General features: G+C 60.6%; 20 protein-coding genes. 13 read left to right on the top strand and 7 right to left on the bottom strand.

The features are described from left to right. Window positions 1-222: 222 nt before the first annotated feature. From mrdA to qhpG, 5 genes are all read left to right on the top strand, one after another. Window positions 223-2115, top strand: coding sequence for a penicillin-binding protein 2 (mrdA, locus tag AC3WP4_RS27540; protein WP_102616634.1), 1893 nt, complete (start codon window positions 223-225; stop codon window positions 2113-2115). Between the two features lie 265 nt (window positions 2116-2380). Continuing rightward, window positions 2381-4285 carry a sigma-54-dependent Fis family transcriptional regulator gene (locus AC3WP4_RS27535; RefSeq protein ID WP_102616635.1) on the top strand — a complete coding sequence of 635 codons (1905 nt, stop codon included), beginning with the start codon at window positions 2381-2383 and terminating at the stop codon, window positions 4283-4285. Beyond that, the gene (locus tag AC3WP4_RS27530) at window positions 4285-6003 is read left to right on the top strand and encodes an ABC transporter ATP-binding protein (protein ID WP_102616636.1); all 1719 of its coding nucleotides are present in this window, start codon (window positions 4285-4287) and stop codon (window positions 6001-6003) included. Before AC3WP4_RS27535 ends, AC3WP4_RS27530 begins: the two co-directional genes overlap by 1 nt. Continuing rightward, the gene (gene qhpE / locus AC3WP4_RS27525) at window positions 5993-6670 is read left to right on the top strand and encodes a subtilisin-like serine protease QhpE (RefSeq protein ID WP_102616637.1); all 678 of its coding nucleotides are present in this window, start codon (window positions 5993-5995) and stop codon (window positions 6668-6670) included. Before AC3WP4_RS27530 ends, qhpE begins: the two co-directional genes overlap by 11 nt. Further along, window positions 6667-7956 carry a flavin-dependent monooxygenase QhpG gene (gene qhpG / locus AC3WP4_RS27520; protein WP_102616638.1) on the top strand — a complete coding sequence of 430 codons (1290 nt, stop codon included), beginning with the start codon at window positions 6667-6669 and terminating at the stop codon, window positions 7954-7956. Before qhpE ends, qhpG begins: the two co-directional genes overlap by 4 nt. Before the next feature lie 126 nt (window positions 7957-8082). On the opposite strand, the gene AC3WP4_RS27515 is transcribed toward qhpG, so the two are convergent. Next, complete coding sequence (locus AC3WP4_RS27515; protein WP_074878672.1) at window positions 8083-9573, bottom strand: aldehyde dehydrogenase family protein; 1491 nt, start codon at window positions 9571-9573, stop codon at window positions 8083-8085. A 273-nt stretch (window positions 9574-9846) separates the two neighbouring features. On the opposite strand from AC3WP4_RS27515, the gene AC3WP4_RS27510 reads away from it, so the two are divergent. Beyond that, window positions 9847-10101 carry a DUF1652 domain-containing protein gene (locus AC3WP4_RS27510; protein WP_074878670.1) on the top strand — a complete coding sequence of 85 codons (255 nt, stop codon included), beginning with the start codon at window positions 9847-9849 and terminating at the stop codon, window positions 10099-10101. 50 nt (window positions 10102-10151) lie between these two features. Here AC3WP4_RS27510 and AC3WP4_RS27505 read toward each other — a convergent pair whose 3' ends face one another. Further along, window positions 10152-10508, bottom strand: coding sequence for a hypothetical protein (locus AC3WP4_RS27505; RefSeq protein WP_074878668.1), 357 nt, complete (start codon window positions 10506-10508; stop codon window positions 10152-10154). Window positions 10509-10852: 344 nt separating this feature from the next. Here AC3WP4_RS27505 and peaA point away from each other — a divergent pair, with 344 nt between their 5' ends. The 4 genes from peaA to peaD all read left to right on the top strand — a co-directional run bounded on the left by peaA (window position 10853) and on the right by peaD (window position 15412). Then, window positions 10853-12433: a quinohemoprotein amine dehydrogenase subunit alpha gene (gene peaA, locus AC3WP4_RS27500; RefSeq protein ID WP_102616639.1), complete on the top strand. Its 1581-nt coding sequence runs from the start codon at window positions 10853-10855 to the stop codon at window positions 12431-12433. An 81-nt stretch (window positions 12434-12514) separates the two neighbouring features. Next, window positions 12515-13945 (top strand): quinohemoprotein amine dehydrogenase maturation protein, encoded by a 1431-nt coding sequence (gene peaB / locus AC3WP4_RS27495; RefSeq protein WP_076028106.1) that lies wholly within the window; start codon window positions 12515-12517, stop codon window positions 13943-13945. 1 nt (window position 13946) lies between these two features. Then, window positions 13947-14270, top strand: coding sequence for a quinohemoprotein amine dehydrogenase subunit gamma (gene qhpC, locus AC3WP4_RS27490; RefSeq protein ID WP_008145336.1), 324 nt, complete (start codon window positions 13947-13949; stop codon window positions 14268-14270). Between the two features lie 23 nt (window positions 14271-14293). After that, entirely contained in the window at window positions 14294-15412 is a 1119-nt protein-coding gene (peaD, locus tag AC3WP4_RS27485; protein ID WP_102616640.1) for a quinohemoprotein amine dehydrogenase subunit beta, read from the top strand. A 138-nt stretch (window positions 15413-15550) separates the two neighbouring features. Here the strand turns inward: peaD and AC3WP4_RS27480 are convergent, their stop codons facing one another. Next, complete coding sequence (locus AC3WP4_RS27480) at window positions 15551-15952, bottom strand: lysozyme inhibitor LprI family protein (RefSeq protein ID WP_102616641.1); 402 nt, start codon at window positions 15950-15952, stop codon at window positions 15551-15553. A 149-nt stretch (window positions 15953-16101) separates the two neighbouring features. Further along, window positions 16102-17031 carry an ADP-ribosylglycohydrolase family protein gene (locus AC3WP4_RS27475; RefSeq protein WP_074878661.1) on the bottom strand — a complete coding sequence of 310 codons (930 nt, stop codon included), beginning with the start codon at window positions 17029-17031 and terminating at the stop codon, window positions 16102-16104. Between the two features lie 196 nt (window positions 17032-17227). Here AC3WP4_RS27475 and AC3WP4_RS27470 point away from each other — a divergent pair, with 196 nt between their 5' ends. Further along, on the top strand, window positions 17228-17716 hold the full coding sequence (locus AC3WP4_RS27470; protein WP_074878658.1) for an SRPBCC family protein: 489 nt from the start codon (window positions 17228-17230) through the stop codon (window positions 17714-17716). Window positions 17717-18111: 395 nt separating this feature from the next. On the opposite strand, the gene inhA is transcribed toward AC3WP4_RS27470, so the two are convergent. Then, on the bottom strand, window positions 18112-18807 hold the full coding sequence (inhA, locus tag AC3WP4_RS27465; protein ID WP_102616642.1) for an isonitrile hydratase: 696 nt from the start codon (window positions 18805-18807) through the stop codon (window positions 18112-18114). Between the two features lie 90 nt (window positions 18808-18897). Here inhA and AC3WP4_RS27460 point away from each other — a divergent pair, with 90 nt between their 5' ends. Beyond that, window positions 18898-19881 (top strand): GlxA family transcriptional regulator, encoded by a 984-nt coding sequence (locus tag AC3WP4_RS27460; RefSeq protein ID WP_074878654.1) that lies wholly within the window; start codon window positions 18898-18900, stop codon window positions 19879-19881. A gap of 79 nt (window positions 19882-19960) precedes the next feature. Here the strand turns inward: AC3WP4_RS27460 and AC3WP4_RS27455 are convergent, their stop codons facing one another. Together AC3WP4_RS27455 and AC3WP4_RS27450 are read right to left on the bottom strand one after the other, a co-directional pair. After that, window positions 19961-20350: a hypothetical protein gene (locus AC3WP4_RS27455; RefSeq protein WP_074878653.1), complete on the bottom strand. Its 390-nt coding sequence runs from the start codon at window positions 20348-20350 to the stop codon at window positions 19961-19963. A 169-nt stretch (window positions 20351-20519) separates the two neighbouring features. Beyond that, complete coding sequence (locus tag AC3WP4_RS27450; protein ID WP_102616643.1) at window positions 20520-22346, bottom strand: glycoside hydrolase family 15 protein; 1827 nt, start codon at window positions 22344-22346, stop codon at window positions 20520-20522. Between the two features lie 334 nt (window positions 22347-22680). On the opposite strand from AC3WP4_RS27450, the gene AC3WP4_RS27445 reads away from it, so the two are divergent. Further along, on the top strand, window positions 22681-23853 hold the full coding sequence (locus AC3WP4_RS27445; RefSeq protein WP_102616644.1) for an MFS transporter: 1173 nt from the start codon (window positions 22681-22683) through the stop codon (window positions 23851-23853). Window positions 23854-23930 lie beyond the last annotated feature (77 nt).

Raw genomic sequence — 23930 nt, 5'->3', positions numbered from 1 at the left:
TCATCGTCAAGATTAAATTCCGAAACCCCTATCTGCGTATGCAGGTAGGGGTTTTGTTTTTGTCCGCGGGAAAGTGCAGTAGCGAAAAAGGCGCACCCGTTAGAAGAAATCCCACTAAATTGACCGCCCGGTTTTTGGTATGGTGCAGCTCGTTTTTTTAACGGACTGATTTCAAGCATACGGATTGGCGCCCCCCTTTTTAGTCAAAGAGCTGCTGCAGAAATGCCCCAACCGATACCCATAAAGGACCACGAAAAAGAGACGCGTCTGGTCAACAAAAGACTGATGGCGTGCGCCCTGTTCGTTGTTGCCATTACCTGCGCGCTGGTCGTGCGCATGTATGTCCTGGAAGTGGTCGAGTTTGACTACCACTCGACAATCTCTGAAAACAATCGTGTCCACGTCCTGCCGATCACCCCCACACGCGGATTGATCTATGACCGCAATGGCGTGGTTCTGGCGGACAACCGCCCCAGCTTCAACCTGACCATCACCCGCGAACGTGCCTCCGATGTTAAAGAGGAGTTGGATGAAGTCGTCAGCCTCCTGCACTTGCCGACAGAAGATCGAGCACTGTTCGACAAGGCAATGAAGCAGGCCCGGCATCCTTTCGTGCCGGTCACTTTGTTCTACGAGCTCAGCGAAGAACAGATCGCCGTGTTGGCGGTCAACGAATTCCGTCTGCCGGGGATCGACGTAGAGCCACAATTTGTTCGCCACTACCCGATGGGCGCGCACTTTGCGCATTCGATCGGCTACGTCGGCCGCATCAACGAGAAAGAGTCCAAAGCCCTGGACACGGTGGAATACCGTGGCACTCAATCGATCGGCAAGACCGGCATCGAAATATTCTACGAGTCGCAGTTGCACGGCCGAGTGGGTTACGAAGAGGTCGAGACCAACGCTCAAGGCCGGGTCCTGCGAGTGCTCAAGCACACCGACCCGATCCCAGGCAAAAACATCGTACTGAGCCTCGACGTCAAACTTCAGGAAGCCGCCGAGGAAGCCTTGGGTGATCGTCGCGGTTCGGTGGTAGCTCTCGACCCGTCGACCGGCGAAGTACTCGCGATGGTCAGCAAGCCGAGTTTCGACCCGAACCTGTTCGTCACCGGAATCAGCTTCAAGGAATACGCCGCGCTGCACGATTCCATTGACCGGCCGCTGTTCAACCGCGTGCTGCGCGGCCTGTACGCACCGGGCTCGACCATCAAGCCGGAAGTGGCCATTGCCGGCCTCGACGCCGGCGTCGTTACCCCGCAGACCCGCGTCTTCGACCCTGGTTACTACCAACTCCCGGACTTCGATCACAAATACCGCAACTGGAACCACAGCGGCGATGGCTGGGTGGACATGGACGCGGCGATCATGCGCTCCAACGACACTTACTTCTACGACCTGGCCCACAAGCTGGGCATCGACCGACTGCATGACTACATGGCCATGTTCGGCCTCGGCGAGAAAGTCTCGCTGGACATGTTCGAAGAGTCTGCCGGCCTGATGCCATCGCAAGCCTGGAAGCGTGCCACGCGCCGTCAGGCGTGGTTCCCGGGTGAGACTGTGATCCTTGGCATCGGCCAGGGTTACATGCAGGTCACCCCATTGCAGCTCGCCCAGGCCACGGCACTGATCGCCAACAAAGGTGTCTGGAATCGCCCGCACCTGGCCAAAACCGTGGACGGTGTTGCGCCAGTGGATGACCATCCAATGCCAAACATCCTGTTGAAAGACCCGCGTGACTGGGAGCAGGTTAACCACGGCATGCAAATGGTGATGCACGACGCTCGCGGGATTGCGCGCGCGGCAGCGCAGGGCGCTCAGTACCGCATCGCCGGCAAGAGTGGTACCGCGCAAGTGGTGGCGATCAAGCAAGGCGAGCGCTACAACCGTGCGAAAACCCTGGAGCGTAACCGCGACAACGCCTTGTTCGTCGGTTTTGCCCCGGCTGAACATCCGAAGATCGTCATCTCGGTGATGATCGAAAACGGCGAGGCCGGCGGTCGCGTCGCAGGTCCCGTGGTACGGCAGATCATGGATGCCTGGCTACTCGATCAGGACGGCCACCTGAAGCCGCAATACGCCACACCGAGCAAAGCACCGGGCGCCCCTCACGTGTAAGCGCTCGCTATTTATTCCGTGTGTCGGCGGCTTGAGCCATAACGAAGCCGAGGACGTGCTGCCCACACTTGACTGAGTTGAACCGCAGATTTCTGGACGACGGTGAACTCGTGGGAGCGAGCCTGCTCGCGATGAACGATGACGCGGTGCCACGGATGAAACGCAAGCGCCATAAGGCACTTGCCATCGCCCTGACGTTAACGTAAAGATTGTGCCAGGGCGCTGATCTTAAAAAAGCGCAGGGCGGACCGATCCGGAGCGCTTGATGACGCTAATAAAAACAACTCATCCCACGTTGCACCATGAAGCTCGGCTGGCCCGGGAAAAACTCCATCTCGAGGGCGAAGTCCCGGATGGCGTGTTGCGGGCGGAAATCGACGCGTCGTGGCGGCGTAGCCTCAGCCATGGTGTGCATTTCAATGCCAAGCACGAACTGGCGCTGGAATCGAGCGCGAGCCTCGACGTGCTGTTGGCGAGCAATCGGCTGCTGATCGATGCAGCATTGCCGGCCATCGATTACCTGGCCGAACGTCAGGGCAAGGAAGGGCTGGTCATCCTCGCCAATTCCGACGCCACCATTCTAGCTGTCGAAGGCCGCGCCGATCGCCTCAAGGGCAGCGGCCTGCAAGACATCACCCTAGGTGCCTGCTGGAGCGAAGCCGCTCGCGGCACCAACGCGCTGGGCACCGCACTGGTGGAGGCCCGGCCAACGATGATCGATTGCGGCGAACATTACCTCGATCGCCTGACCGATTTCTCCTGCACCTCGGTGCCGATCCATTGTCCGCAGGGCGACATCCTCGGCGTACTCGATCTGACCCGCGAAGGTCCGCTCGGCCGCGTTCACGACAGCACTGCGTTGCTGGCCATGGCCGTCAGCCAGATCGAAAGCCGGGTGTTCAACGCCAGTTATCCGGACGAGATCGTCCTGGCCTTCCACAGCCGTCGGCAGTACCTCGAATCCCCTTGGCAGGGCTTGTTGGCCGTGAGCCTTGGCGGGCAGATTCTCGCGGTCAGCGCCCAGGCCTGTCAGTTGCTGCATGCCGAGCGATCGGCGCTGGTCGGTCGCCGCTGTGAAGAGTTTCTGGGCGTCGATGGCCTGCAACTTTTGTCGCGTCTGCATCAGGGCGGTGTCGGCAGTCTGCAAACCGCCAAAGGCGAGTTCTTCTACAAAACCCTGCGCGCGCCGCAGCGTACGATCAACGTCAGCACGCCGCCGCGCAGCCCGGCGAAAACCGCCAAAGCACAACCGGATCTCGAATTCCTGGCCGGCAGCAATGTCCGTTATGCCCGAGCCTTGCGCATGGCCCGTCAAGGCCTGGCCAATGAGCTGCCGGTGTTGCTGCTGGGCGAAACCGGCACCGGCAAGGAAGTCATCGCCCGCGCCCTGCACATGGCCGGCACCCGCTGCGACAAACCCTTTGTCGCGGTGAACTGCGCGGCGATCCCCGAAGGCCTGATCGAGTCGGAACTGTTCGGCTACCGCGAAGGCGCGTTCACCGGCTCCCGTCGCGGGGGGATGATCGGTCGGCTGCAACAGGCCCACGGCGGCACCTTGTTTCTCGATGAAATCGGGGACATGCCGCTGGCCTTGCAGGCCCGTCTGTTGCGGGTGTTGCAGGACCGTAAAGTGGCACCGCTGGGTGCCGGTGAAGAGCAAGACATCGACATTGCACTGATCTGCGCCACCCACCGCGACCTCAAGCGACTGGTCGAGGAAAAACACTTTCGTGAAGACCTGTTTTATCGAGTCAACGGCATTAGCGTGATGCTCCCGGCCTTGCGCGAACGTGAGGATTTCAGCGCTCTGGTCACGCGCCTGCTGGCCAGACTGGGTGCGCCGACGATGGTTCTGCATGACGATTTGAACCGCTTGCTCGGCGGCTATCACTGGCCGGGCAACATCCGCCAACTGGAAATGGTCTTGCGCACCGCGCTGGCCATGCGCGAGCCGGGGGACACCGTACTCACCCTCGACCACTTGCCCGACAGCATGCTCGACGAGTTAAGCGCCAGCGAACGTCCTCAGGCCGGCAGCATTCGCGAAAATGAACTGGAGTTGATTCGTCAGTCCCTGGACACTCACCAGGGCAACGTCTCGGCCGCCGCCGACGCCTTGGGCATCAGCCGCGCGACCTTGTATCGCAAGCTCAAACAGTTGCGCTCGTGATGCAGCGCTTGATCGTTCGGCTGATCGACAGCCAGGACCCTGAAGCCCTGCAAGCGGCGTTGCGCTGGCTGTACAGCTTCGTACGGCCCCATCGTCTGGCGATTGCCGGGCTGCTCGGGCTGTCGGTCTGCGCCTCGTTACTGGTGCTGGTCCAGCCTTGGCTGACCAAACTGCTGATCGACGATGGTTTGCTCGCACGCAACTTCCCGATGCTGGTGCTGATCGCCGGGCTGATGATCGTGGCCGGGCTGCTGGGAACGCTGCTGTCGGGGATCAACCGTTACCTGCACACGCGGCTGTCCGGGCGGATTCTGTTTGCCCTGCGCGATGACCTCTATCGACATCTGCAAACCCTCTCGCCGAGTTTCTACGGACAGCGCCGAATCGGTGACCTGATGTCGCGCCTCGATGGCGATGTTGCGGAGATCCAGCGCTTTGCCGTGGACTCGCTGTTCTCGGCGGTATCGAGCGTGATCGGCCTGGTCTGCGCCGTGGCGATGCTGCTGACCCTGTCGTGGAAACTCTCGCTGCTGGCGTTAGTGCTGATTCCCCTCGACGTCCTCTGGTTGCGCTGGATGCGGCGCAAGGTCGAGCGCGATGTTCGGCAATTGCGTGAGCGTTCGGCGGACATGTCCTCGTTCATGGTCGAGACGTTGCCGGTGATGAAATTCATCCAGTCCGCCGGCCAGCAACAGCGTGAATCGCGGCGCCTGGAAACCCTGGGCCAAGGCTACATGAGCCAGTTGCTGCGCCTGCAAGTCACCGAGTTTTTCACCCAGGCGGTGCCCGGCACGCTGACGTCCCTGTCCCGTGCCTGCGCGTTCCTGATCGGCGGGTATTGGGTGGTGCAGGGGACTTGGCAACTGGGCGCGTTGATCGCGTTTTCCACCTATCTGGGCATGGCGGTCGGACCGGTGCAGAGTTTGCTGGGGCTCTATGTCGCGGTCCAGCGAATGACCGTCAGCCTCGGGCGCGTGATGGAGTTGCGCGGTGAAGAACCCACCGTACTCACCCCGGTCACGCCGCAGCCGATGCCGACTTCCGGCGAGCTGCGTTTTGACGATGTGCACTTCAGTCACCCCGGTCGGCCGACAACATTGCGCGGCATCGAAGCGCGAATTCCCTACGGTTTGAAAGTCGCCCTGAGCGGCGGCTCCGGGGTCGGCAAATCGACCCTGATCGACCTGCTGCAACGGCACCACGATCCGCAGTCCGGCCGGGTTTTACTGGGGGAGGTCGATCTGCGCGAACTGGACCTTTTCCAGTTGCGTCGGCGGATTGCCGTGGTCAGTCAGGACATCGTGCTGTTTCGCGGCAGCCTCGCCGACAACCTCGCCTACGCGGTGCCGGACGCCAGCCGTGAAGCGATTGCCGAAGTCGCTCGGCTGGCACAACTCGACAGCCTGATCGAGTCTTTGCCCGAAGGCCTCGACAGTCCGTTGGGCGAACGCGGTCAGCAGTTGTCGGGTGGGCAGAAACAGCGCATCGCCATCGCCCGGGCGCTGTTGCAGGACCCATTGATTCTTGTGCTGGACGAAGCGACCTCGGCGGTGGATGAAGCCACCGAGCGCGAAGTCATCGAAGCCATCGACCGACTGTTTGCCGGGCGCACGCGGATCCTCATCAGCCATCGTCCTTCAACCTTGGCCGATGCCGATTTGCGCTTTGAATTGCTCGACGGCGTACTCACTTCAAAAACGGTGCTGCATGAAGCCTGAGCTGCGGATTGGTGTGGTGGATAGCGGGCACTCGGCGGCGCAGCGGGTGCAAGTGGTCGCCGGGCGGCGCTTTTCGTTGCTGGCCGATGGATTGGCCGAAAGCGATTTGCGCGACGATCCGCTGGGCCACGGCAGCGCGGTGATCGAGGCCATCGGTCGACGGGCGCCGTCGGCGGTATTTTGCGTGGCTCAGGTGTTCGACCAGCGCGGGGTCACCAGCGCGTTGCAGATTGCCACGGCGATTGACTGGCTGGTGGCGCAGGACGTTCGGCTGATCAATTTGAGCCTCGGTCTGCGGCAGGATCGCAGCCTGTTGCGTGAAGCCTGCGCGGCAGCGGTGGCGCGGGGCATCCTGCTGTGTGCGTCCAGCCCGGCGCAGGGCGAAGGAGTATTTCCGGCGAATTATCCACAGGTGCTGCGGGTGACCGGCGATGCCCGTTGCGCCGAACAGGAATGGTCGTGGCTCAACAGCGCTCAAGCGGATTTTGCCGCGTGTGTGCATGGCACCTATCCGGGGCAGTCCGGCGCCAGCCTCGGCTGCGCGGCGTTGAGCGGGCACATTGCGGGTTTCCTGGTTGAACATCCCGAGGCGAGCAACGAACAGGTCATTGAGTGGCTGCGAGAAAACGCCCGCTATCGCGGCCCTGAACGGCGCTTCGGCGCATGATTCTGATCCTTGGCGCAGGGCCCGCGGGAGCGGCGGTTGCCTTGGGTTTGCGTCGGCTCGGTTATCCCGTGACGCTGGTCAGCGAATGGCGGCGATTTGCGGCGCTGGAAGGCGTTTCCCTTCGGGTGCTGGAAGCCTTGCGTGGCGCGGGGCTTCATCAAGCTTTGGCGGATGCGGCGCTGCCGTCTCAGCGGCAGGTGTCATGGAACGGTCAGCAGCATGCGCAAAACATCGAATTTTTACTGGATCGCCCGAGCTTTGATCGAGGCTTGCGCGAGGATCTGCGCCTGGCGGGCGTTGAGCTGATCGAAGGCCGAGTGCTGACGGTGCAGTCATCGGCTTCGGGGCATCGGGTCGAGGTCGAAGGGCGCGAGGCGCTGCTGGCGGATTTTCTGGTCGAGGCGCGCGGGCGTCAGGCTCCTGCGCTCGGCGAAGGCCTGCGCGGGCCGGAGACGGTCAGCCTGCTCAATCGCTGGCAAGGTGCGCCGGGCAGCACCGCCAGCGCGGTGGAAAGCCTTGAGGACGGCTGGGCCTGGATGGCCCGGCGAGCCGACGGTGAGTGTTACTGGCAATGGACGGTGGACGTGGCCAGTGCTGAGTTGCCGGGCAAAGCGCAATTGCTCGACTACTGTCGTCAACGGCGCCAAGGTTCGGCGTTGGCGCGGGCGTTTTTTGATGTCGAGCCTGAACACGATCTACAGCTGCATGCCCGCAGCAGCACCGCGATTCTGTGCCCGCAGGTGTGTGGCGATCACTGGATTCGGGTAGGGGATGCGGCGATGGCGGTGGATCCGCTGTCAGGCAACGGGATTTTTCAGTCCTTGTCCTCGGCGTTACAGGCGCCAACGGTGATCAACACGTTGTTGCGCAAACCCGAGCGAGCGGCGCTGGCCCAGCGCTTTCATCAGCAGCGGGTGGAGCAGTTGTTTTTGCGTTTTGCGCGGATCGGGCGGGATTTTTATGCCGATGAGCAGCGGTGGCTGGATCAGCCGTTCTGGCAGGCGCGGCGGCAGTGGCCGGATGCTGAGGTGGCGCATGCCGAGGCGGATTTTTCCTCGTTGAGAATCGAGCGTGCACCGGTGCTGCGCGATGGATATGTGGATGAGGCCGAGGTGGTGATCACGGCGGATCAGCCGCTGGGGATCTGGCATGTGCAAGGGGTTGAGCTGGCGCCGTTGGTGCGGCGGTTGGGCACTGAATCTGCTGATCAGGTATTGGCGGGGTTGACGGTGGAGCAGGGAAGGGTGGTCCGCAGTTGGTTACTGTCGCAAGGCTTCAAACCCTGACACAGACTGATCGTTCCCACGCTCTGCGTGGGAATGCATCGAGTGACGCTCTGCGTCACATCCCAAAGCGGAACGCGGAGCGTCCCTGGCGGCATTCCCACGCGGAGCGTGGGAACGATCAGCGTGTCACAACTTGATCAACACCGACTTCAACTCGGTGTAATGCTCAATCGCCGCGTACCCCATCTCGCGCCCAACCCCGGACATCTTGTACCCACCAAACGGCAGCGCCGGGTCCAGTGCGCTGTGGCAGTTGACCCACACCGAACCGGACTTGATCCGCGGAATCATCCGGTGCACCGCCGCCAGATCGTTCGACCAGATACTCGCCCCAAGCCCATAAGGGCTGTCATTGGCCATGCGCAACGCATCGGCTTCGTCATCAAACGGAATCGCCACCAGCACCGGCCCGAAGATTTCCTCCTGCACCAATGAGTGCTTCTGATCGACATCCACAATCACCGTCGGCTTGACGAAAAAGCCTGGCCCGAATTGTTCGCCGCCGCAGGCGATGGTCGCGCCGCTTTCCCGGCCCTTTTCGATGTAACCGTAAACCCGCTCCTGCTGACGCGCCGAGATCAGCGGCCCCATTTCCACTGTAGGGTCCAGACCATTGCCGAGCTTCATGGCATTGGCGATGTCGGCGATGTCCGCCACTACATTGTCGAAATGCTTGCGCTGCACATACAGCCTGGAGCCGGCGCAGCACACCTGGCCCTGATTGAAGAAAATCGCGCTGGCGGCACCGGCTGCGGCGGACTTCAGGTCGGCGTCGGCCATGACGATGGTCGGCGATTTACCGCCCAGTTCGAGAGTCACCCGGGTCATGGACTCCATGGCGATCTTGCCGATCTGCTTGCCCACGGCGGTGGAGCCGGTGAAGGTCAGTTTGTCCACCAGCGGGTTATGGGTCAGGGCGGAACCCGCCGTGATGCCGGTGCCGGTGACCACGTTGAACACGCCTTCGGGGTAACCGGCTTCCAGCACCAGTTCGGCGAGTTTCAGTGCAGTCAGCGGGGTTTCGTCGGCGGGTTTGAGCACCACGGTGCAACCGGTGGCCAGGGCCGGGCCGAGTTTCCAGCAGGCCAGCAGCAGCGGGAAGTTCCAGGCAACGATGGCGCCGACCACGCCCACCGCTTCGCGGCGAATGAAACTGTGGAATTGATCGTTGGGCATCAACGGCAACGATACTTCAACGCTGGAGCCTTCAATCTTGGTCGCCCAACCGGCCATGTAGCGCAGGAAGTCGATGGACAGTTGTACATCCATCACCTGGGCCACCGCCGCACTTTTGCCGTTGTTCAGGCATTCCAGTTGCGCCAGCAGTTCGGCGTCGCGCTCCATCAGGTCGGCGAGTTTCCACAACAGGTTCTGCCGCTCCCGAGGTCGGGTGCGGGTCCAGGCCGAATCATCGAAGGCCTGACGGGCGGCGAGCACGGCGCGGTCGACATCCTCGGGCGTGGCCCGCGGTACTACGCACAGCACTTCGCCGGTGGCCGGGTTGTGCAGGGGCATGGTCTGGCCGTCGGCGGCTTCAACCCAGTCGCCGCCGATAAGCATGCGCGGGGCCCGCTGGATGAATGCCGAGGTGGCAGGAAGCAGATAAGGGAGTGACATGGCGAGGCCTCTTGTTGTTCGTGAGAACAGGGCTTTCGCAATGGCTGTGCCAAGTGCCCGCAAAGGCAGGACTGCCCTTGGTTGACGGGGTTTGGGGGCTCAAAGGATATCGTGGGCGCTGTGAGGTTGTTGCAAATTGCGACAGCTATGAGACGACGAGCAACCGGGTGGCGACCTTGAGGTGTCGATTATTGAGGATTAAGATTTTCTGGATCGGTGGGTGAAGTGACGGACCGTTCATCCGGCAATACATCTGGCGTGAGGGAGGTATCGATGTTCCTTTCAACACTGGAAATTCAAAACATCATTGAACACAGTTTTCTGCCGTCCGTTTGTACTTGCCACATGGAGGCAGACCAGTCCCTGACGATTCGGGTCTGTGATTGCATGACCGGCAAAGTGGACCTGGTGGCCACCCATGTTCCGCTGTGGACGCTGGACAGTCCTCATGCAATCGCGTCGCTGGTAGCAGACATGCGGCACGAGATCGACGTGCACAAAGGCATTCACCCCACCTTTAATACTTGAACCGGCGTCACGCCGCACCGTTGTAAGACGGTGCGGCCCGCGCCGATTGATCAAGCTGCAAACTTACGGGAAATTTCTTCGAACGTGTCGCCATCCACGGCAGCCAGTAGTTTTCTGCCGTCCTTGAGTGTCGCCAGAAAGGTCACCTCGGTTTCCTTGCCGGCCAGCATGAACCCGGCAATTGCGCCGATGGGCCCCAACAGCATGGCCCCGGCCACGCCAAAGCCGATGGCATCCTTGATGTTGTTGATCGAATCCTCATTGGCCACTTCCACTCGCTTGAACGATGAGAGCGGGAGGGTAATGCCCGGCCATGGATGAAGCGACGTTCTGAGGGTGAAAACGCCGTCTCTGTACTCTCCATCACCTTGCAGAAAGTCCCCCGCCAGGACAGTGATGCTTGCCATTTTCTTATCCCCTGGTGGCAATCGGTGAACGACCATTTCGCGCTTGCAGGGGAGCAACGTCAATCGTCGACCGATGAGCTGTTCCGATCGGGCCATCTATGCTTGTCTCAGACTGCAACACGTGTCGCGATATTAGACGCAGGTAGTCACGTCCAGCGTTGTCGCAATGTCGTTGTTTTATCGTAACTAGTTGATTTAAAAGCTAATTATCAAGCTGGCACGCTCCGTGTATTGCTCATTGCAGACGTTTCTCTTGCCTCCGTCAGCGGTGCGCCGCCGACGGCAGAAACCATAAAAACGATAAGCCACAACAATAAGAAAGCACCGTGCGAGGTTCGACGTTGATGAAGAGAAAACTCCGATCAGGCCTGAGTGCCAGTCTGCTGGCCGTGGCCGCCTGTGCGGCGCTGCATTCGCCTTATAGCCTGGCAGCCCGCGACGCCCAGACCATCCTCAAGGAAACCTGTCAGGGCTGTCATACCCCCGAAGCCGATAACGCCCTGAGCCGAATCAGTCACCAGCGCAAAACCCCGGAAGGCTGGCTGATGAGCATCGCCCGGATGCAGATCATGCACGGTTTGCAGATCAGCGATGACGACCGCCGCACCCTGGTCAAATACCTGGCCGACACCCAGGGCCTGGCCCCAAGCGAAACCGATGGCGTGCGTTATGCGCTGGAACGTCGACTCAATACCGTCGAGAAATTCGACGACCAGACCAGCCAGATGTGCGGCCGCTGCCACTCCGGTGCGCGGGTTGCCCTGCAACGGCGTCCGGCTCAGGAATGGGAGCGTCTGGTGAACTTCCACCTCGGCCAATGGCCGTCCCTGGAATACCAGGCACTGTCTCGCGACCGCGACTGGTTCGACCTGGCTCGCAAAGACATGGTGCCGCTGTTGGCCAAGCGTTATCCGCTGGACAATCCAGCCTGGAAAAAGTGGCAGAGCAGCGCGCCGAAAGCCGAGGCGCTGGTGGGCGACTGGAGCTTCAGCGGCCACTTGCCGGGCAAGGGTGAACTGGCCGGCGTGATGAGCGTCACGGCCGATGGCAGCGACACATTCAAAGTCCGCGTCAAAGGCCAATACGCCGACGGCAGTCCGTTCAACGGCGATGGCAGCGCGATTCTCTACACCGGCTACGAATGGCGCGGCAATGTGACCATCGACGGCGTGACCATGCGCCAGGTGTTCGCCGCCCAGGGCAACGCGATGCAGGGCCGGATGTTCGAGGCCGAGCACGACGAGCGTGGCCTGGATTTCGTCGCCGCCAAGCAGGGCAGCAGCCGTTTGCTGGCGGTGCAGCCGGGTTACCTGAAGGCTGGCGCTGAAACTGAAGTCACTCTGATCGGCAGCGGTCTTTCCGGCAAACCGGACTTCGGCAAAGGCGTGGAAGTGGTCGAGGTGCTGGAGCAAACGCCAGAGCGCCTGCGCGTCAAGCTCAAGGCCGCGGCCACTGCTCAACCGGGTCTGCGCAACGTCACCGTCGGCACGCTGAAAGGCCCGACCCTGTCGGTCTACAGCAAGATCGCCGAAGTCAAAGTCGTGCCCGAGTTCTCGGTGGCGCGGATCGGCGACGGCGGCGGTTCGACGCCGAAAGTCCAGGGTCGTTTCGATGCCGAAGCCTGGGGCAAGGGCGCCGACGGCAAGCCGTATCGCATCGGCGTGTTCCCGGCGCAGTGGTCGGTCGAAGCGTTCGACGACCGCGCCAAGGAAGACGAGGACGTCAAGTTTGCCGGCACCATGCAGGCTGACAGCGGCGTGTTCACACCGGGCGATGCAGGGCCAAACCCGCAGCGCAAAATGTCCACCAACAATGCCGGCAATCTCAAGGTGATCGCCGCCGTCGACGATGCAGGGAAATCCCTGACCGGCGAAGGCCACATGATCGTCACCGTGCAACGCTGGAACAATCCACCCATTCCATGAGTTGGCTGATTTGCAGGGTTTCAGACACTTTTTTGGAATGACCGCGAGCCCCGTAGAACGGGGTTTGCACAGGAGGTTGCAATGGGCGCTATTTTGAATCTGGTCGAGCGGAATCTGCACGAAGTGCACGTCGATGCCGACCGCATGCTGTTTCACATTCCCAGCAGTTCGCTGTTCGCCAGCGATGAGCTGACCGGCACCATCATCGATACCTTGCGCGGTCCCGGCTGTTCGTCGGACGACCTGATCCAGCGCTTGGCCGCGCGCTTCAACGGCGAGGAAATCACCGAGACCTTGCGTGAGCTGATGGCCCTGGAACTGGTCAGCGACGGCTCGCCGCTGACCCCGGACATTGGCACCAAACGGGTCGAGCGCACCGCGATCAATACCGTGGTGCTCAACGTCAATACCGGCTGCAACCTGAGCTGCACCTACTGCTACAAGGAAGACCTGGACAAGCCGTCGGCCGGCAAGAAAATGGACGTCGAAACCGCGGTCGCCTCGGTGGAAATGCTGTTGCGTGAATCGCCGGACGAAGAGCGTTTCACTGTGGTGTTTTTCGGCGGGGAGCCGCTGAGCAATCGCAAGCTGATCGAGTACATGGTCGACTATTGCGAGAAGCGTTTCCGCGAGGCCGGCAAGTTCGTCGAGTTCGTCATGACCACCAACGCGACGCTGCTCACGGAAGAGACCGTCGACTACCTCAACGCCCACCGTTTCGGCCTGTCAGTCAGTATCGACGGACCGAAAACCGTGCACGACCGCAACCGCATCACGGTGGGCGGGCAGGGCACGTACGACGTGGTGCGGCGCAAGGCCGAGATGTTGCTGTCGCGCTACAACAGTCGTCCGGTTGGGGCTCGGGTAACGCTCACCACTGGCGTCACCGACGTTGAAACCATCTGGGATCACCTGTTCAACGAACTGGGTTTTGCCGAAGTCGGCTTTGCCCCGGTGACTTCCGGCGACATCAGCACTTTCAACCTGTCCAGCGACGAACTGATCGAAGTCTTCGCCAACATGAAGAAACTCGGTCGGCGTTATCTGGAAGCGGCGCTGGAGCATCGCAATATCGGTTTCTCCAACCTGCACCAGTTGATCACCGACATCCACGAAGGCCACAAAAAAGCCCTGCCGTGCGGCGCGGGCCTGAAGATGCTGGCGGTGGATCACAAAGGTGAATTGAACCTGTGCCACCGCTTTACCGGCTCTTCCTTGCCTACTTTTGGCAATGTCCATAGCGGGGTGAAACAGGTGGAATTGAACGACTTCCTGTCCCAGCGCCTGGACCGCACCAACACCGGTTGCGAGGACTGCCAGATCCGCAACCTCTGCTCCGGCGGCTGCTACCACGAGAGCTACGCACGTTACGGCGACCCGACCCACCCGACCTATCACTACTGCGAACTGATGCGTGACTGGGTCGACTTCGGCATCGAGGTCTACACCCGGATCATGGCCCACAACCCTGCGTTTATCAGCAGCTACATCACTCCGCGCAAGGCTCACTGATATGAAACATCTCAAGGCAATCAATAACAAAGCGCTGAAACTGGATGAGGCCGCGGCCGAGAACCGTATCGAAGAAGTGGTGGCGATGAGTTCCGTCGCCGGCTGCGCCTCGACCACCGACCCGGGTTGGGAAATCGACGCCTTTGGCGGTGTGTCGTCGCTGTGCCAGCCGATGGAAGCCGACCTCTATGGCTGCTCCGACCCTTGCTGGTGGCCGGCCCAGGTGCCCGACATGATGAGCACCTACCCGGACTGGAACAAGGATGCCCAGGCGTCCAATGAGAACTGGCGCAACCTCGGGACTGTCTTTCCCAAAGACAAATAATCGGACAGAAGAAGGATTCCAGCATGCTTCGCACTAAAGCCTGCGGCCTGGCCGCTTTCGCCGTCCTGAGCGCCTGTTCGCTCAACGTTCTGGCCGATGAAAACACCGCCCTGCAAAGCGGTCACGAATACATGGTGACCACCAATTACCCGAACAATCTGCACATCATTGATCTGGCTACCGACAGTCTGTTCAAGACCTGCAAAATGCCGGACGCTTTCGGTCCTGGCACCGTGCAGCTGTCGCCGGATCGCAAGACCGCCTACGTGTTGAACAATCACTACGCGGATGTCTACGGCGTTGAACTCGACAGTTGCAAGCAGGTGTTCCACGCCAGCATCACCCAGCAGCCGGGGGAGAAAGCCAGGTCGATGTTCGCCTTCACCGTCAGTCATGACGGCAAGGAACTGTTCACCATCGCCAACCCGACGTTGATGCTCAATGATCGCTACGAAGTGCAGCAACCGCGCCTCGATGTATACGCCACCAACGCTGGCATGAACGCCAAACCCGTGCGCAGTTTCCCGGCGCCACGGCAGTTGACCATCATGCAGAGTGGGGACGACGGCACGCTGTACGTGGCCGGGGCGGATGTCTACAAGGTTGATGTGAAGACCGGCAAGTTCGACGTGCTGATCCCCAGTCGCCACTGGAAACGCCCGAACTACAGCGCGCCGGACGTGCTCTACGTGTGGAACCAGCAGACTTATCGCCATGACTTCTCGCTGCTCTACACCGCCGCGAAATTCAAGGACAAGAAGCAGGATCCGTTGACCGCCGAGTACCTTTACGGGCTGTTCAGCATCGACCTGAAAACCGGCAAGACCGAAACCACCGACTTCGGCCCGTTGACGGAAATCTACTTCAGCGGCATGCGCTCGCCGAAGGATCCGAACCTGATGTTCGGCGTGCTCAACCGTTTGGCGAAGTACGACATCAAGGAGAAGAAAATGCTCCAGGCAGCGACGCTGGATCATTCCTACTACTGCATTTCGTTCAACAAGGACGGCAGCAAGATTTATCTGTCGGGGACGTTTAACGATGTGGCGATCTTTGATGCCGAGAGCATGAAGCAGATCGGCAGCATCAAATTGCCGGGTGGGGATATGGCGATCACCACGGCGCAGGTTTTTGTCCGGTAATTGCGGCGTCTGAACTGACGCCATCGCGAGCAGGCTCACTCCCACAGGGTTCAATGATGTTCACACAATAGTGATCACACTGAGATCCACTGTGGGAGCGAGCCTGCTCGCGATGAGGCCCTTACAATCACCGAAGCATCAAGCCCCAGGCACCGGGCAACTCATATCCCCCTCCTGACACTTCAGATAATTCTTGAAAGTCTCCACCCGCGCCTTGGTCAACTCCGTGACACAGTTGCTGTAGATCAGCGGGTACACACTCCCGCCTTCCACCCCGGCGCTCGAGAACTTGCACTCGGCATCCCGAAACGCAATCCACGAACGCTGCGCCCCGATCAGCAGCTTTTTGCTTTCGGGGTTGCTCTTCAAACGTTCATTGATCTGCTGGTAAAGCGCATTCAACTCCTTGTCCGCCGTCTTGTGTTGCTGTGCCGCACATTGATTCATCGTCGCTTGATCGGTGGCGTTGTCGCAGTCCATTGCATAAGCAGTGGCGGTGAACAGCAGAGGCGTCAGTGCCAGAAGAAAGCGTGGGAGCATGGGGATTCTCGCTGTGACTGGAAAGTTGGGAGGCAGTGTAGCGAAGCGGGCGGTCAACCAATAATGACGTCTGCCGCAAACCCTGTGGCGAGGGGGCTTGCCCCCGTTGGGGTGCGAAGCGCCCCCAAGCAGCTCCCTCTCCATATAAGTTATGGCCTGTTCGGGGATTCGTGTCTGTGTGCAGCCACCAGCAAAGCGTCAGCCGTGGCTTCGATATCCTCACGCCAATGCAACTTCTCCAACCAGCGTTCGGGAATGCCCTGCACTCCGTAATAAGCCCCGGCCAACTGGCCAGCAATGGCGGCGGTGGTATCGGCGTCGTCGCCCAGGTTGGCGGCTTTCAGGATGGCGGCTTCAAAGTTGTCAGTCTGATGAAAACACCACAGGGCCGCTTCCAGTGAAGCAACGCAGTAACCGCTGCCATGGATTTCGTGTTCAGGTTTGCCGAAATATTCACCTCGGGCGATAGCGGCCACTTTGGGTTCCAGGCATGTCGTTTCTGACACGCTGAGCATTTCTGCCTTGGACGCGCCTTGCAACGCCCGGTGGATCAGCTCGGCGAACAACTGACAGCATTCAACCGCTTCCGGTGCGGCGTGGGTAGTTCGCGAACTGTTGGCGGAAAATGCCAGGGTCCGGTCGCGATCGGGAAAGTAATACAGCACCACCGGCACCAGACGCATCAGCGAGCCATTGCCGGCCGTGCCGGGATTGGTGGAGCCGGCGAACGGTTCGCCGGTTTGCTGATAACGCGTCAAGGCGTCGCGTACGGTCATGCCAATGTCGAAGCATTCGCCCGTCGAGCTCAAATAACCCCATTGCCACCAATTCACGTAACGCGCCATCTGGTCGGCCGCCTCGAAGCCGTTTTTGCTTAGCAGGCTTTCGGCCAGGCACAGCGCCATCGAGGTGTCATCGGTCCATTGCCCTGCTTTCAGATTGAAAGGGCCACCACCCACCATGTCGGTCAAGGGCTTGAACGAGCCGCGTGGCTGGAACTCGACGCTGGTGCCAACGGCATCACCGCAGGCCAGGCCCAGCAGGGCTCCGCGATAACGTTGCGTAAGTGAAAGCTGCATGAATCGTCCTGGTCTGAGTCAACGTCGCCCTGAACGTTAGCAGTTTCGGGCGCTGAGTTTCGTCTTCACGCCAGAACTTACACCTTGAAATGCAGCCGAATATTTCAGGTAGGGTTGATTGCGATACCCGATTGATACAACTTTAGGGTTGGTCTTGTGGTCTTACAGGCCTACTGTTCAGTACAGGAGGTGACTTATGAATCCAGCATCAGATCGTATCGAAAGGAAGATCCTGCTCAAAACGCCGCGCTCGCAGGTATGGCGTGTGCTGGCCAATGCCGAAGCCTTCGGACAGTGGTTTGGCGTGGCGCTGGAGGGCAAGCGTTTTGTCGCCGGTGAGTGGACCCAGGGGCAGATTACGTACCCGGGTTATGAGCATTTGTTGTGGAACGTACTGGTGGAGCGGGTCGAGCCGGAACGGGTGTTTTCGTTTCGCTGGCATCCGTACGCGATCGAGCCCGATATCGATTACTCCCAGGAACCCACCACATTGGTGAAGTTCGAGCTCGAAGACCTGGATGAAGGCACGTTACTCAAGGTCACCGAGTCCGGTTTCGATCACATCCCTCAGACGCGCCGGCTCAAGGCGTTCCGCATGGACAGTCGCGGCTGGGATGAGCAGATGAGCAATATCGAAGAATTTCTCAAGGTCAATGCCAAGGAACGCGAGCGTCAGTCAGAGTGATGGCTGCATGTTCGAATGGTGGCTGAAACACCGGTCGTTTCTCGAGATGCACACTTTGTCGGCTGAATGTCCGCTGCAAGCCGCTAAATTCGCGGCTTCAACGCCTGAAACCTTACCCGTCTAAGGGTTTTCGGAAGGGTGGCTATAGCGAATGTCCTACACGCGATGGTTACTATGTCGTCTATTGCACATTGGATCCTAAGCGTAATCTGGCTTCATCAACCGAAGCACAGGAAGTGCTCGGGATCACGGATGATCGACCATAAGCAAGGAATCGCTGCCGACAGGGAGTCGTAATGGTCTTGGGAAACCCGCTTCGGCGGGTTTTTTTTCGCCTGCCGAAACCTGCACCCCTTAGGGCCGGCAGCCAAGCCTTGGCTACCGGCCGGGATGGATCAGCGTGCTGGCAACTGATCGAGTTTCGCCGCCGCGCGCTCGGTGATTTGCGAGCGCAGTTTCAACGACCCGGCGGCGCGTTCACGGGCTTCCTCTAGCACGCTGGCCGGGGCCGTCTCAGGGCTGCCCGAGGTAAACGGCGGTGCCGGGGCGTATTCGAGCTGCAACTGCACCAGCTCTGCCGTGTCCTTATCGAACAACTCCGCGGCCAGGGTCAGGGCAAAATCGATGCCCGCCGTGATCCCGCCACCGGTCAGAAGATTTCCGTCGCGCACCACCCGATCCTTCACCGGTATCGCCCCCAAAGGCGCCAACAATTCGTGATAGGCCCAGTGAGTGGTGGCGCGTTTGCCTTTCAACAGACCCGCTGCACCCAGCACCAGCGCACCGGTACACACCGACGTGACGTAACGCGCGTTGGCAGCCTGCGCCTTGATGAAAGCCAGCGTTTGTTCATCTTCCATCAATGGTCCGACGCCAGCGCCGCCAGGAATGCAGATCACATCCAGCGGCGGGCAATCGTCGAACGTGGCGGTCGGTTTCAGCACCAGGCCGGTGCTCGCGGTGACGGGCATCAGGTCCTTCCAGATCAAATGCACCTTCACGTCTGGCAGCGAGGCCAGTACGTCGTAAGGGCCGGTGAGGTCCAGTTGCTGAACCTGTGGAAACAACAGAAAACCGATCTGCAACGTCATGGCATTTTTCTCATGAGGTGGGTGGACGACTTCACTTTAGGCTCGTAGGATTTGGCGCATACGCCAATAACCCCACGAATTACGCCAATCATGTCGAAAACCATTCACGTGCTCGCCTTTGCCAATGTGCAATTGCTCGACGTCACCGGGCCGTTGCAGGTGTTCGCTTCGGCCAACGATATTTCCCGCCAGCAAGGTTTTCCGCCACCTTATGCGCCGACGGTGATTGCCAGCGGCGGCGGGGCGGTGATGTCGTCGGCGGGGCTGGCGCTGTTGGCCGAGCCGTTGCCCGAAGAGGCCAGTGACACGTTGATCATTGCCGGTGGCTGGGGCGTTTACGACGCGGCGCGAGATGAACCGCTGGTGGCCTGGGTACGGGAACACGCGACGGGGTGTCGGCGAGTGTCGTCGGTGTGTACCGGGGCATTTTTGCTGGCGGCCAGCGGCTGGCTCGATGGCCGGCGGGTGGTCACTCATTGGAGCCGTTGCGAGCAGTTGGCGCAGCAGCATCCGCGGCTGCTGGTTGAGCCCAATCCGATTTTCATCAATGACGGCCCGGTCTGGACCTCGGCTGGGGTCACTGCCGGTATCGATCTGGCGCTGGCCATGGTCGAAGAGGATCTTGGCCGCACAATGGCCCTGGAAGTCGCCCGGCAACTGGTGGTGTTCCTGAAACGCCCCGGCGGCCAGTCGCAGTTCAGCGTGACGCTCTCTTTGCAAAAGGAAGGCAACCGTTTCGACGAACTTCATGCCTGGATCAGCGAAAACCTCACCAAGGATTTGGGCATCCCGTCCCTGGCCTTGCAGGCCGGCATGAGCGAACGCAGTTTTGTCCGCCATTACCGCGCCGACACCGGCCAGACGCCGGCCCGGGCCATCGAACTGATTCGGGTCGAGACCGCCCGGCGTTTGCTCAGCGATACCGGCGTGCCGATCAAACGGGTGGCGGTGCAATGCGGATTCGGCAGCGAAGAGACGCTTCGACGCAGTTTTCTGCGGGCCATGGGCGTGACCCCGCAGGCCTATCGCGAGCGTTTCAGCGTCAGCCTTCCAGTAGATCCAGTAATGCCTTGACCGTTGCCTCGGGCGCTTCTTCGGGAATGTGATGCCCGACGCCCGCCGGTGAGGTGGGCGATGTCTTCGCCTGTTTTTCCTAGGCTTCGATTTCCGCGACCTGATTGAAGTACTTCGACCGATCCGGCGTAAACGTCACCACCATGTTGGTCCGCGAACAGGTCAACGCCCGTTCTTCACTCAAATCGATATCCAGATCCTCCCCACGCAACCCTTGCCACTGGGCGAGGTACTTGAGGGATCCGTACTTTTCGAGCTTTTTCAGGCTGCGGCTGACGCCGCCTTTCCAGCCCAGCACCGGCAGTTCACCGGCAAGGCAGCGTTGGGCGAGTTCGGGGAAACGGGCGGCGCGTTGGCGGCCGATTTCCCAGCATTTGATCAGGCCTTTGTCATGGGCTTCCCACAATTCGTCGCGGTTCAGTCCGGACCTGAGAGGGGTGTCAATGCTGCGGTGGATGCGCTGGGTCATTCGGTTTCCTTGAATTCGGGTTTTGTTGGACAGCTCCGCTGTACCCGTTGGTGGTCGATGGTAGGGGGGGATGTAACGGCTGGCAACAAAGGATTTTCTGGAAGTGAACGGGGGTGTTGTTTATGAAATGTCAGGCCTTGGCCTACACAAAACCTGTGGCGACACGGCCTCAAGGCTGCCAGAAACTCTTCTCCCCACTCAATTTCCGATCCAGGAAACACGCCGCACTGATCAGCGCCAAATGCGTCAGCGCTTGCGGCGTATTGCCCAGATGCCGCGCATGACTGTCGAACTCTTCGGCGTACAACCCCAGCGGGTTGGCGTACCTCAGCAATTGTTCAAATTCCAGATGCGCCTTTTCCACCCGTCCGGCGCGGGCCAGGCATTCGACGTACCAGAATGAGCACGCGGCGAAGGCGCCTTCTGTGCCGTCGAGGCCGTCGATCCGGGCGTGATCATTGCGATAGCGGTAAACCATGCCGTCGCGTACCAGATGCTTTTCGATGGCGTCGAGGGTCGCGAGCCAGCGCGGGTCTTTGGCGCTGACGAAGCGCACCAGTGGCATCAGCAGCATTGAGCCGTCGAGGGCGGTGCCGCCGATGTACTGGACGAAATGCCCGCGCTCTTCGTTCCAGAAGTTTCCCCAGATGTCCGCGTAGATCGCCTGTCGGGTCTGGTCCCAGCGCGCGAACGGGGCGGGCAGCGAGCGTTTTGAGGCGAGGCGAATCGCTCGGTCCAGTGCGACCCAGCACATCAGCCGCGAGTGCAGGAAGTGATGTTGTTCGCCGCGCATTTCCCAGATACCGACGTCCTTTTGCTCCCAGGTTTCGCAGACCTGATCAAACACTTCCACGGTGTGTTTCCAGCCTTCATGGGAGATGGCGTCGCCGTATTTGTTGACCAGGTACACCGCGTCCATCAGCTCGCCGAAGATGTCGAGTTGGACCTGGTCGTAAGCCTGATTGCCGATCCGTACCGGTGTCGCGCCGCCATGGCCGGACAGGTGCGAGAGTTCGGTTTCCGGCAGTTCCTGGCGGCCATCGATGGCGTAGAGGATGTTCAGTTTCATCGATTTGCCGTGGCAGTCACTAACTCTGCCGCGTAGCCAGCGCATGTAATCATTGGCCTCCTGGACGAAGCCCAGGCGCATGAACGCGTAGACCGTAAACGAGGCGTCGCGGATCCACGTGTAGCGGTAGTCCCAGTTGCGCTCGCCGCCAGGCGTTTCCGGCAGGCCGAAGGTCGCGGCGGCGAGGATTGCGCCGTGTTTGCGTGAGGTCAGCAGCTTCAGCGCCAGGGCCGAGCGATTGACCATTTCCCGCCAGCGGCCACGGTAGTTGCATTGGCCGATCCAGTCGCGCCAGAACTTCAGGGTGCGTTCCAGGCAGATCGCGGCGACGCCTTCCTTGAACCGAGGGTCGTCGATACCGCCGAGCAGGAATTCGGCGCTCTGGTCCTGTTCGAGGGTGAATTCGGCGACAGCGGCATGGCCATCGATGCGTAAAACCTGATCCGAAGACAGGCGCAGGGACGGTTGATTGGCGGCCTCGAAGGTCACGTCTTCTTCATCCATGCGGGCGCGGGTCTTGGCGCGAGCGTAGTCATGACGCACGGCGCAGCGCATGTGGAACGTTGCCTGGCCGCTGACCACAAGCACCCGGCGCATCAGCATCGGTGTGTCATCTTCGCTGTCGCCGATGGGCAGCAAGTCGGTGATCTCGACGACGGCGCGTTCGCTGAGCCAGCGGGTTTGCAGCACATTGGTGTCGGGCAGGTAAATCTGTTCGCGGCGAGCGTTAGGTAAGTCCGGGAACAGCTGGAATATCCCGGCCTCGGGGGTATCCAGCAGTGAACAGAAGATCGACGGGCTGTCGAATTCCGGCCAGCAGAAAAAATCCACGCTGCCCTTGTCGTTGACCAGTGCCGCGCTGCGCATGTCGCCGATGATGCCATGGGCATCGATTGCGCTTTGTCGTTCGGGATGATGATCAGCCATTGGCGCGAAACTCCTGATAAAGGCTCAGGGTGACTTGGTGGTCGAGGGAGATCTGCATGAGGGTTAAGGCCTCGGGTGAAGGGCTTAACTAGCTGACTGGTTTGAGCGGTAGAGAGTTCAGTTACCCGGAACAGCAAGGTGACTGTGCCGGCCTTATCGCGAGCAAGCTCGCTCCCACAGTTGATCTCTAGTGCCCACAAATAGAGTGTTCACAGTAGATTTACTGTGTGCGAGCTTGCTCGCGATGGGGGCTTCACATTCAACCAACAATTAGCAGCTTTCCCCTTGATCAGCCTTTGTGGCAACTTGCAGGCCCTTGTTGAGACCTGCACCTATGGCAAACCCTTACCGCGAGCTGTTCAAAGCCCCAGGCAGCTGCGCCTTTGTGCTGGCCGGGATGATCGCGCGGATGCCGATTTCCATGACCGGCATCGGCCTGATCACCATGCTCTCGCAGTTGCAGGGCGGGTATGGATTGGCCGGCGCCGTGGCGGCGACGTTTGCCTTGGCCACGGCGTTTTGTGCGCCGCTGGTTTCGCGGCTGGTTGACCGTTTCGGCCAGCGTCGGATCTTGCCCGTCTCGGCGCTGATCGGTGGCGGGGCGTTGTTGCTGGTGTTGCTTTGCACGCGCTTGCAGGCGCCGAACTGGACGTTGTTTGTGTTCGCAGCGCTGGCCGGTTGCATGCCGAGCATGTCGGCGATGGTGCGGGCGCGCTGGACCGAGGTGTATCGCGGCCAGCCTGAACTGCAGACCGCTTATGCGCTGGAGTCGGTGCTGGATGAGGTCTGTTTTATCGTCGGGCCGCCACTGTCGGTGGGGTTGTGCGTGGTGGCGTTCCCCGAGGCGGGGCCGTTGGCGGCGTTGCTGATGCTGGCGATCGGCGTGACGGCGTTTGTGCTGCAACGTGACACCGAGCCGGCGATTCATCCCCATGAAGAGCATCATCAGGGCTCGATCATTCGTTCCCGCGAGATTCAGTTGCTGATGCTGCTGATGGTCGCCATGGGCACCATCGTCGGTGTGGTGGACGTGGTCAGCGTGGCCTTCGCCCAGCAGCAGGGCCAGCCGGCGGCGGCGAGCATTGTGTTGTCGGTGTATGCCATCGGCTCGTGCATGGCGGGGCTGGCGTTCGGGGCGTTGCGCTCGAAACTGCCGTTGCCGCAACTGTTCCTGTATGGCGGGGTGGCGACGGCGGTGACCACGCTGCCGTTGCTGCTGGCGACGAACATTCTCGGGCTGTCGCTGGCGGTGTTTATCGCCGGCCTGTTCTTTGCGCCGACGCTGATTGTGGCGATGGCATTGGTGGAGCGCATCGTGCCACCGGCCAAACTCACTGAAGGCCTGACCTGGCTGGTGACCGGGTTGAGCATTGGCGTGGCGATCGGCGCGGCCAGTTCCGGCTGGCTGGTGGATGCGTTCGGCGCGCGCAGCGGATTCTGGGTGGCGATTGCGGCTGGCGTGGTGGTGCTCGGTTCCGCAGTCCAGAGCTTCCGCCACTTGAAATAAAGAACCCGTGTAGGAGTGAGCCTGCTCGCGATAGCGGTTTGTCAGTCAACTTGATGGTGACTGACACACCGCTATCG

The sequence above is a fragment of the Pseudomonas sp. FW305-20 genome (assembly GCF_058788075.1).
This window is presented reverse-complemented; position numbering and strand designations above follow the sequence as displayed.

Coding starts and splice junctions, on each gene's coding strand:
- qhpC (WP_008145336.1), top strand. CDS start 13,947: ATGAAACATCTCAAGGCAATCAATAACAAAGCGCTGAAACTGGATGAG.
- peaD (WP_102616640.1), top strand. CDS start 14,294: ATGCTTCGCACTAAAGCCTGCGGCCTGGCCGCTTTCGCCGTCCTGAGC.
- AC3WP4_RS27480 (WP_102616641.1), bottom strand. CDS start 15,952: ATGCTCCCACGCTTTCTTCTGGCACTGACGCCTCTGCTGTTCACCGCC.
- AC3WP4_RS27515 (WP_074878672.1), bottom strand. CDS start 9,573: ATGTCACTCCCTTATCTGCTTCCTGCCACCTCGGCATTCATCCAGCGG.
- AC3WP4_RS27530 (WP_102616636.1), top strand. CDS start 4,285: ATGCAGCGCTTGATCGTTCGGCTGATCGACAGCCAGGACCCTGAAGCC.
- AC3WP4_RS27450 (WP_102616643.1), bottom strand. CDS start 22,346: ATGGCTGATCATCATCCCGAACGACAAAGCGCAATCGATGCCCATGGC.
- AC3WP4_RS27460 (WP_074878654.1), top strand. CDS start 18,898: ATGTCGAAAACCATTCACGTGCTCGCCTTTGCCAATGTGCAATTGCTC.
- peaA (WP_102616639.1), top strand. CDS start 10,853: ATGAAGAGAAAACTCCGATCAGGCCTGAGTGCCAGTCTGCTGGCCGTG.
- mrdA (WP_102616634.1), top strand. CDS start 223: ATGCCCCAACCGATACCCATAAAGGACCACGAAAAAGAGACGCGTCTG.
- AC3WP4_RS27535 (WP_102616635.1), top strand. CDS start 2,381: ATGACGCTAATAAAAACAACTCATCCCACGTTGCACCATGAAGCTCGG.
- qhpG (WP_102616638.1), top strand. CDS start 6,667: ATGATTCTGATCCTTGGCGCAGGGCCCGCGGGAGCGGCGGTTGCCTTG.
- AC3WP4_RS27510 (WP_074878670.1), top strand. CDS start 9,847: ATGTTCCTTTCAACACTGGAAATTCAAAACATCATTGAACACAGTTTT.
- inhA (WP_102616642.1), bottom strand. CDS start 18,807: ATGACGTTGCAGATCGGTTTTCTGTTGTTTCCACAGGTTCAGCAACTG.
- AC3WP4_RS27455 (WP_074878653.1), bottom strand. CDS start 20,350: ATGACCCAGCGCATCCACCGCAGCATTGACACCCCTCTCAGGTCCGGA.
- AC3WP4_RS27470 (WP_074878658.1), top strand. CDS start 17,228: ATGAATCCAGCATCAGATCGTATCGAAAGGAAGATCCTGCTCAAAACG.
- qhpE (WP_102616637.1), top strand. CDS start 5,993: ATGAAGCCTGAGCTGCGGATTGGTGTGGTGGATAGCGGGCACTCGGCG.
- peaB (WP_076028106.1), top strand. CDS start 12,515: ATGGGCGCTATTTTGAATCTGGTCGAGCGGAATCTGCACGAAGTGCAC.
- AC3WP4_RS27475 (WP_074878661.1), bottom strand. CDS start 17,031: ATGCAGCTTTCACTTACGCAACGTTATCGCGGAGCCCTGCTGGGCCTG.
- AC3WP4_RS27505 (WP_074878668.1), bottom strand. CDS start 10,508: ATGGCAAGCATCACTGTCCTGGCGGGGGACTTTCTGCAAGGTGATGGA.
- AC3WP4_RS27445 (WP_102616644.1), top strand. CDS start 22,681: ATGGCAAACCCTTACCGCGAGCTGTTCAAAGCCCCAGGCAGCTGCGCC.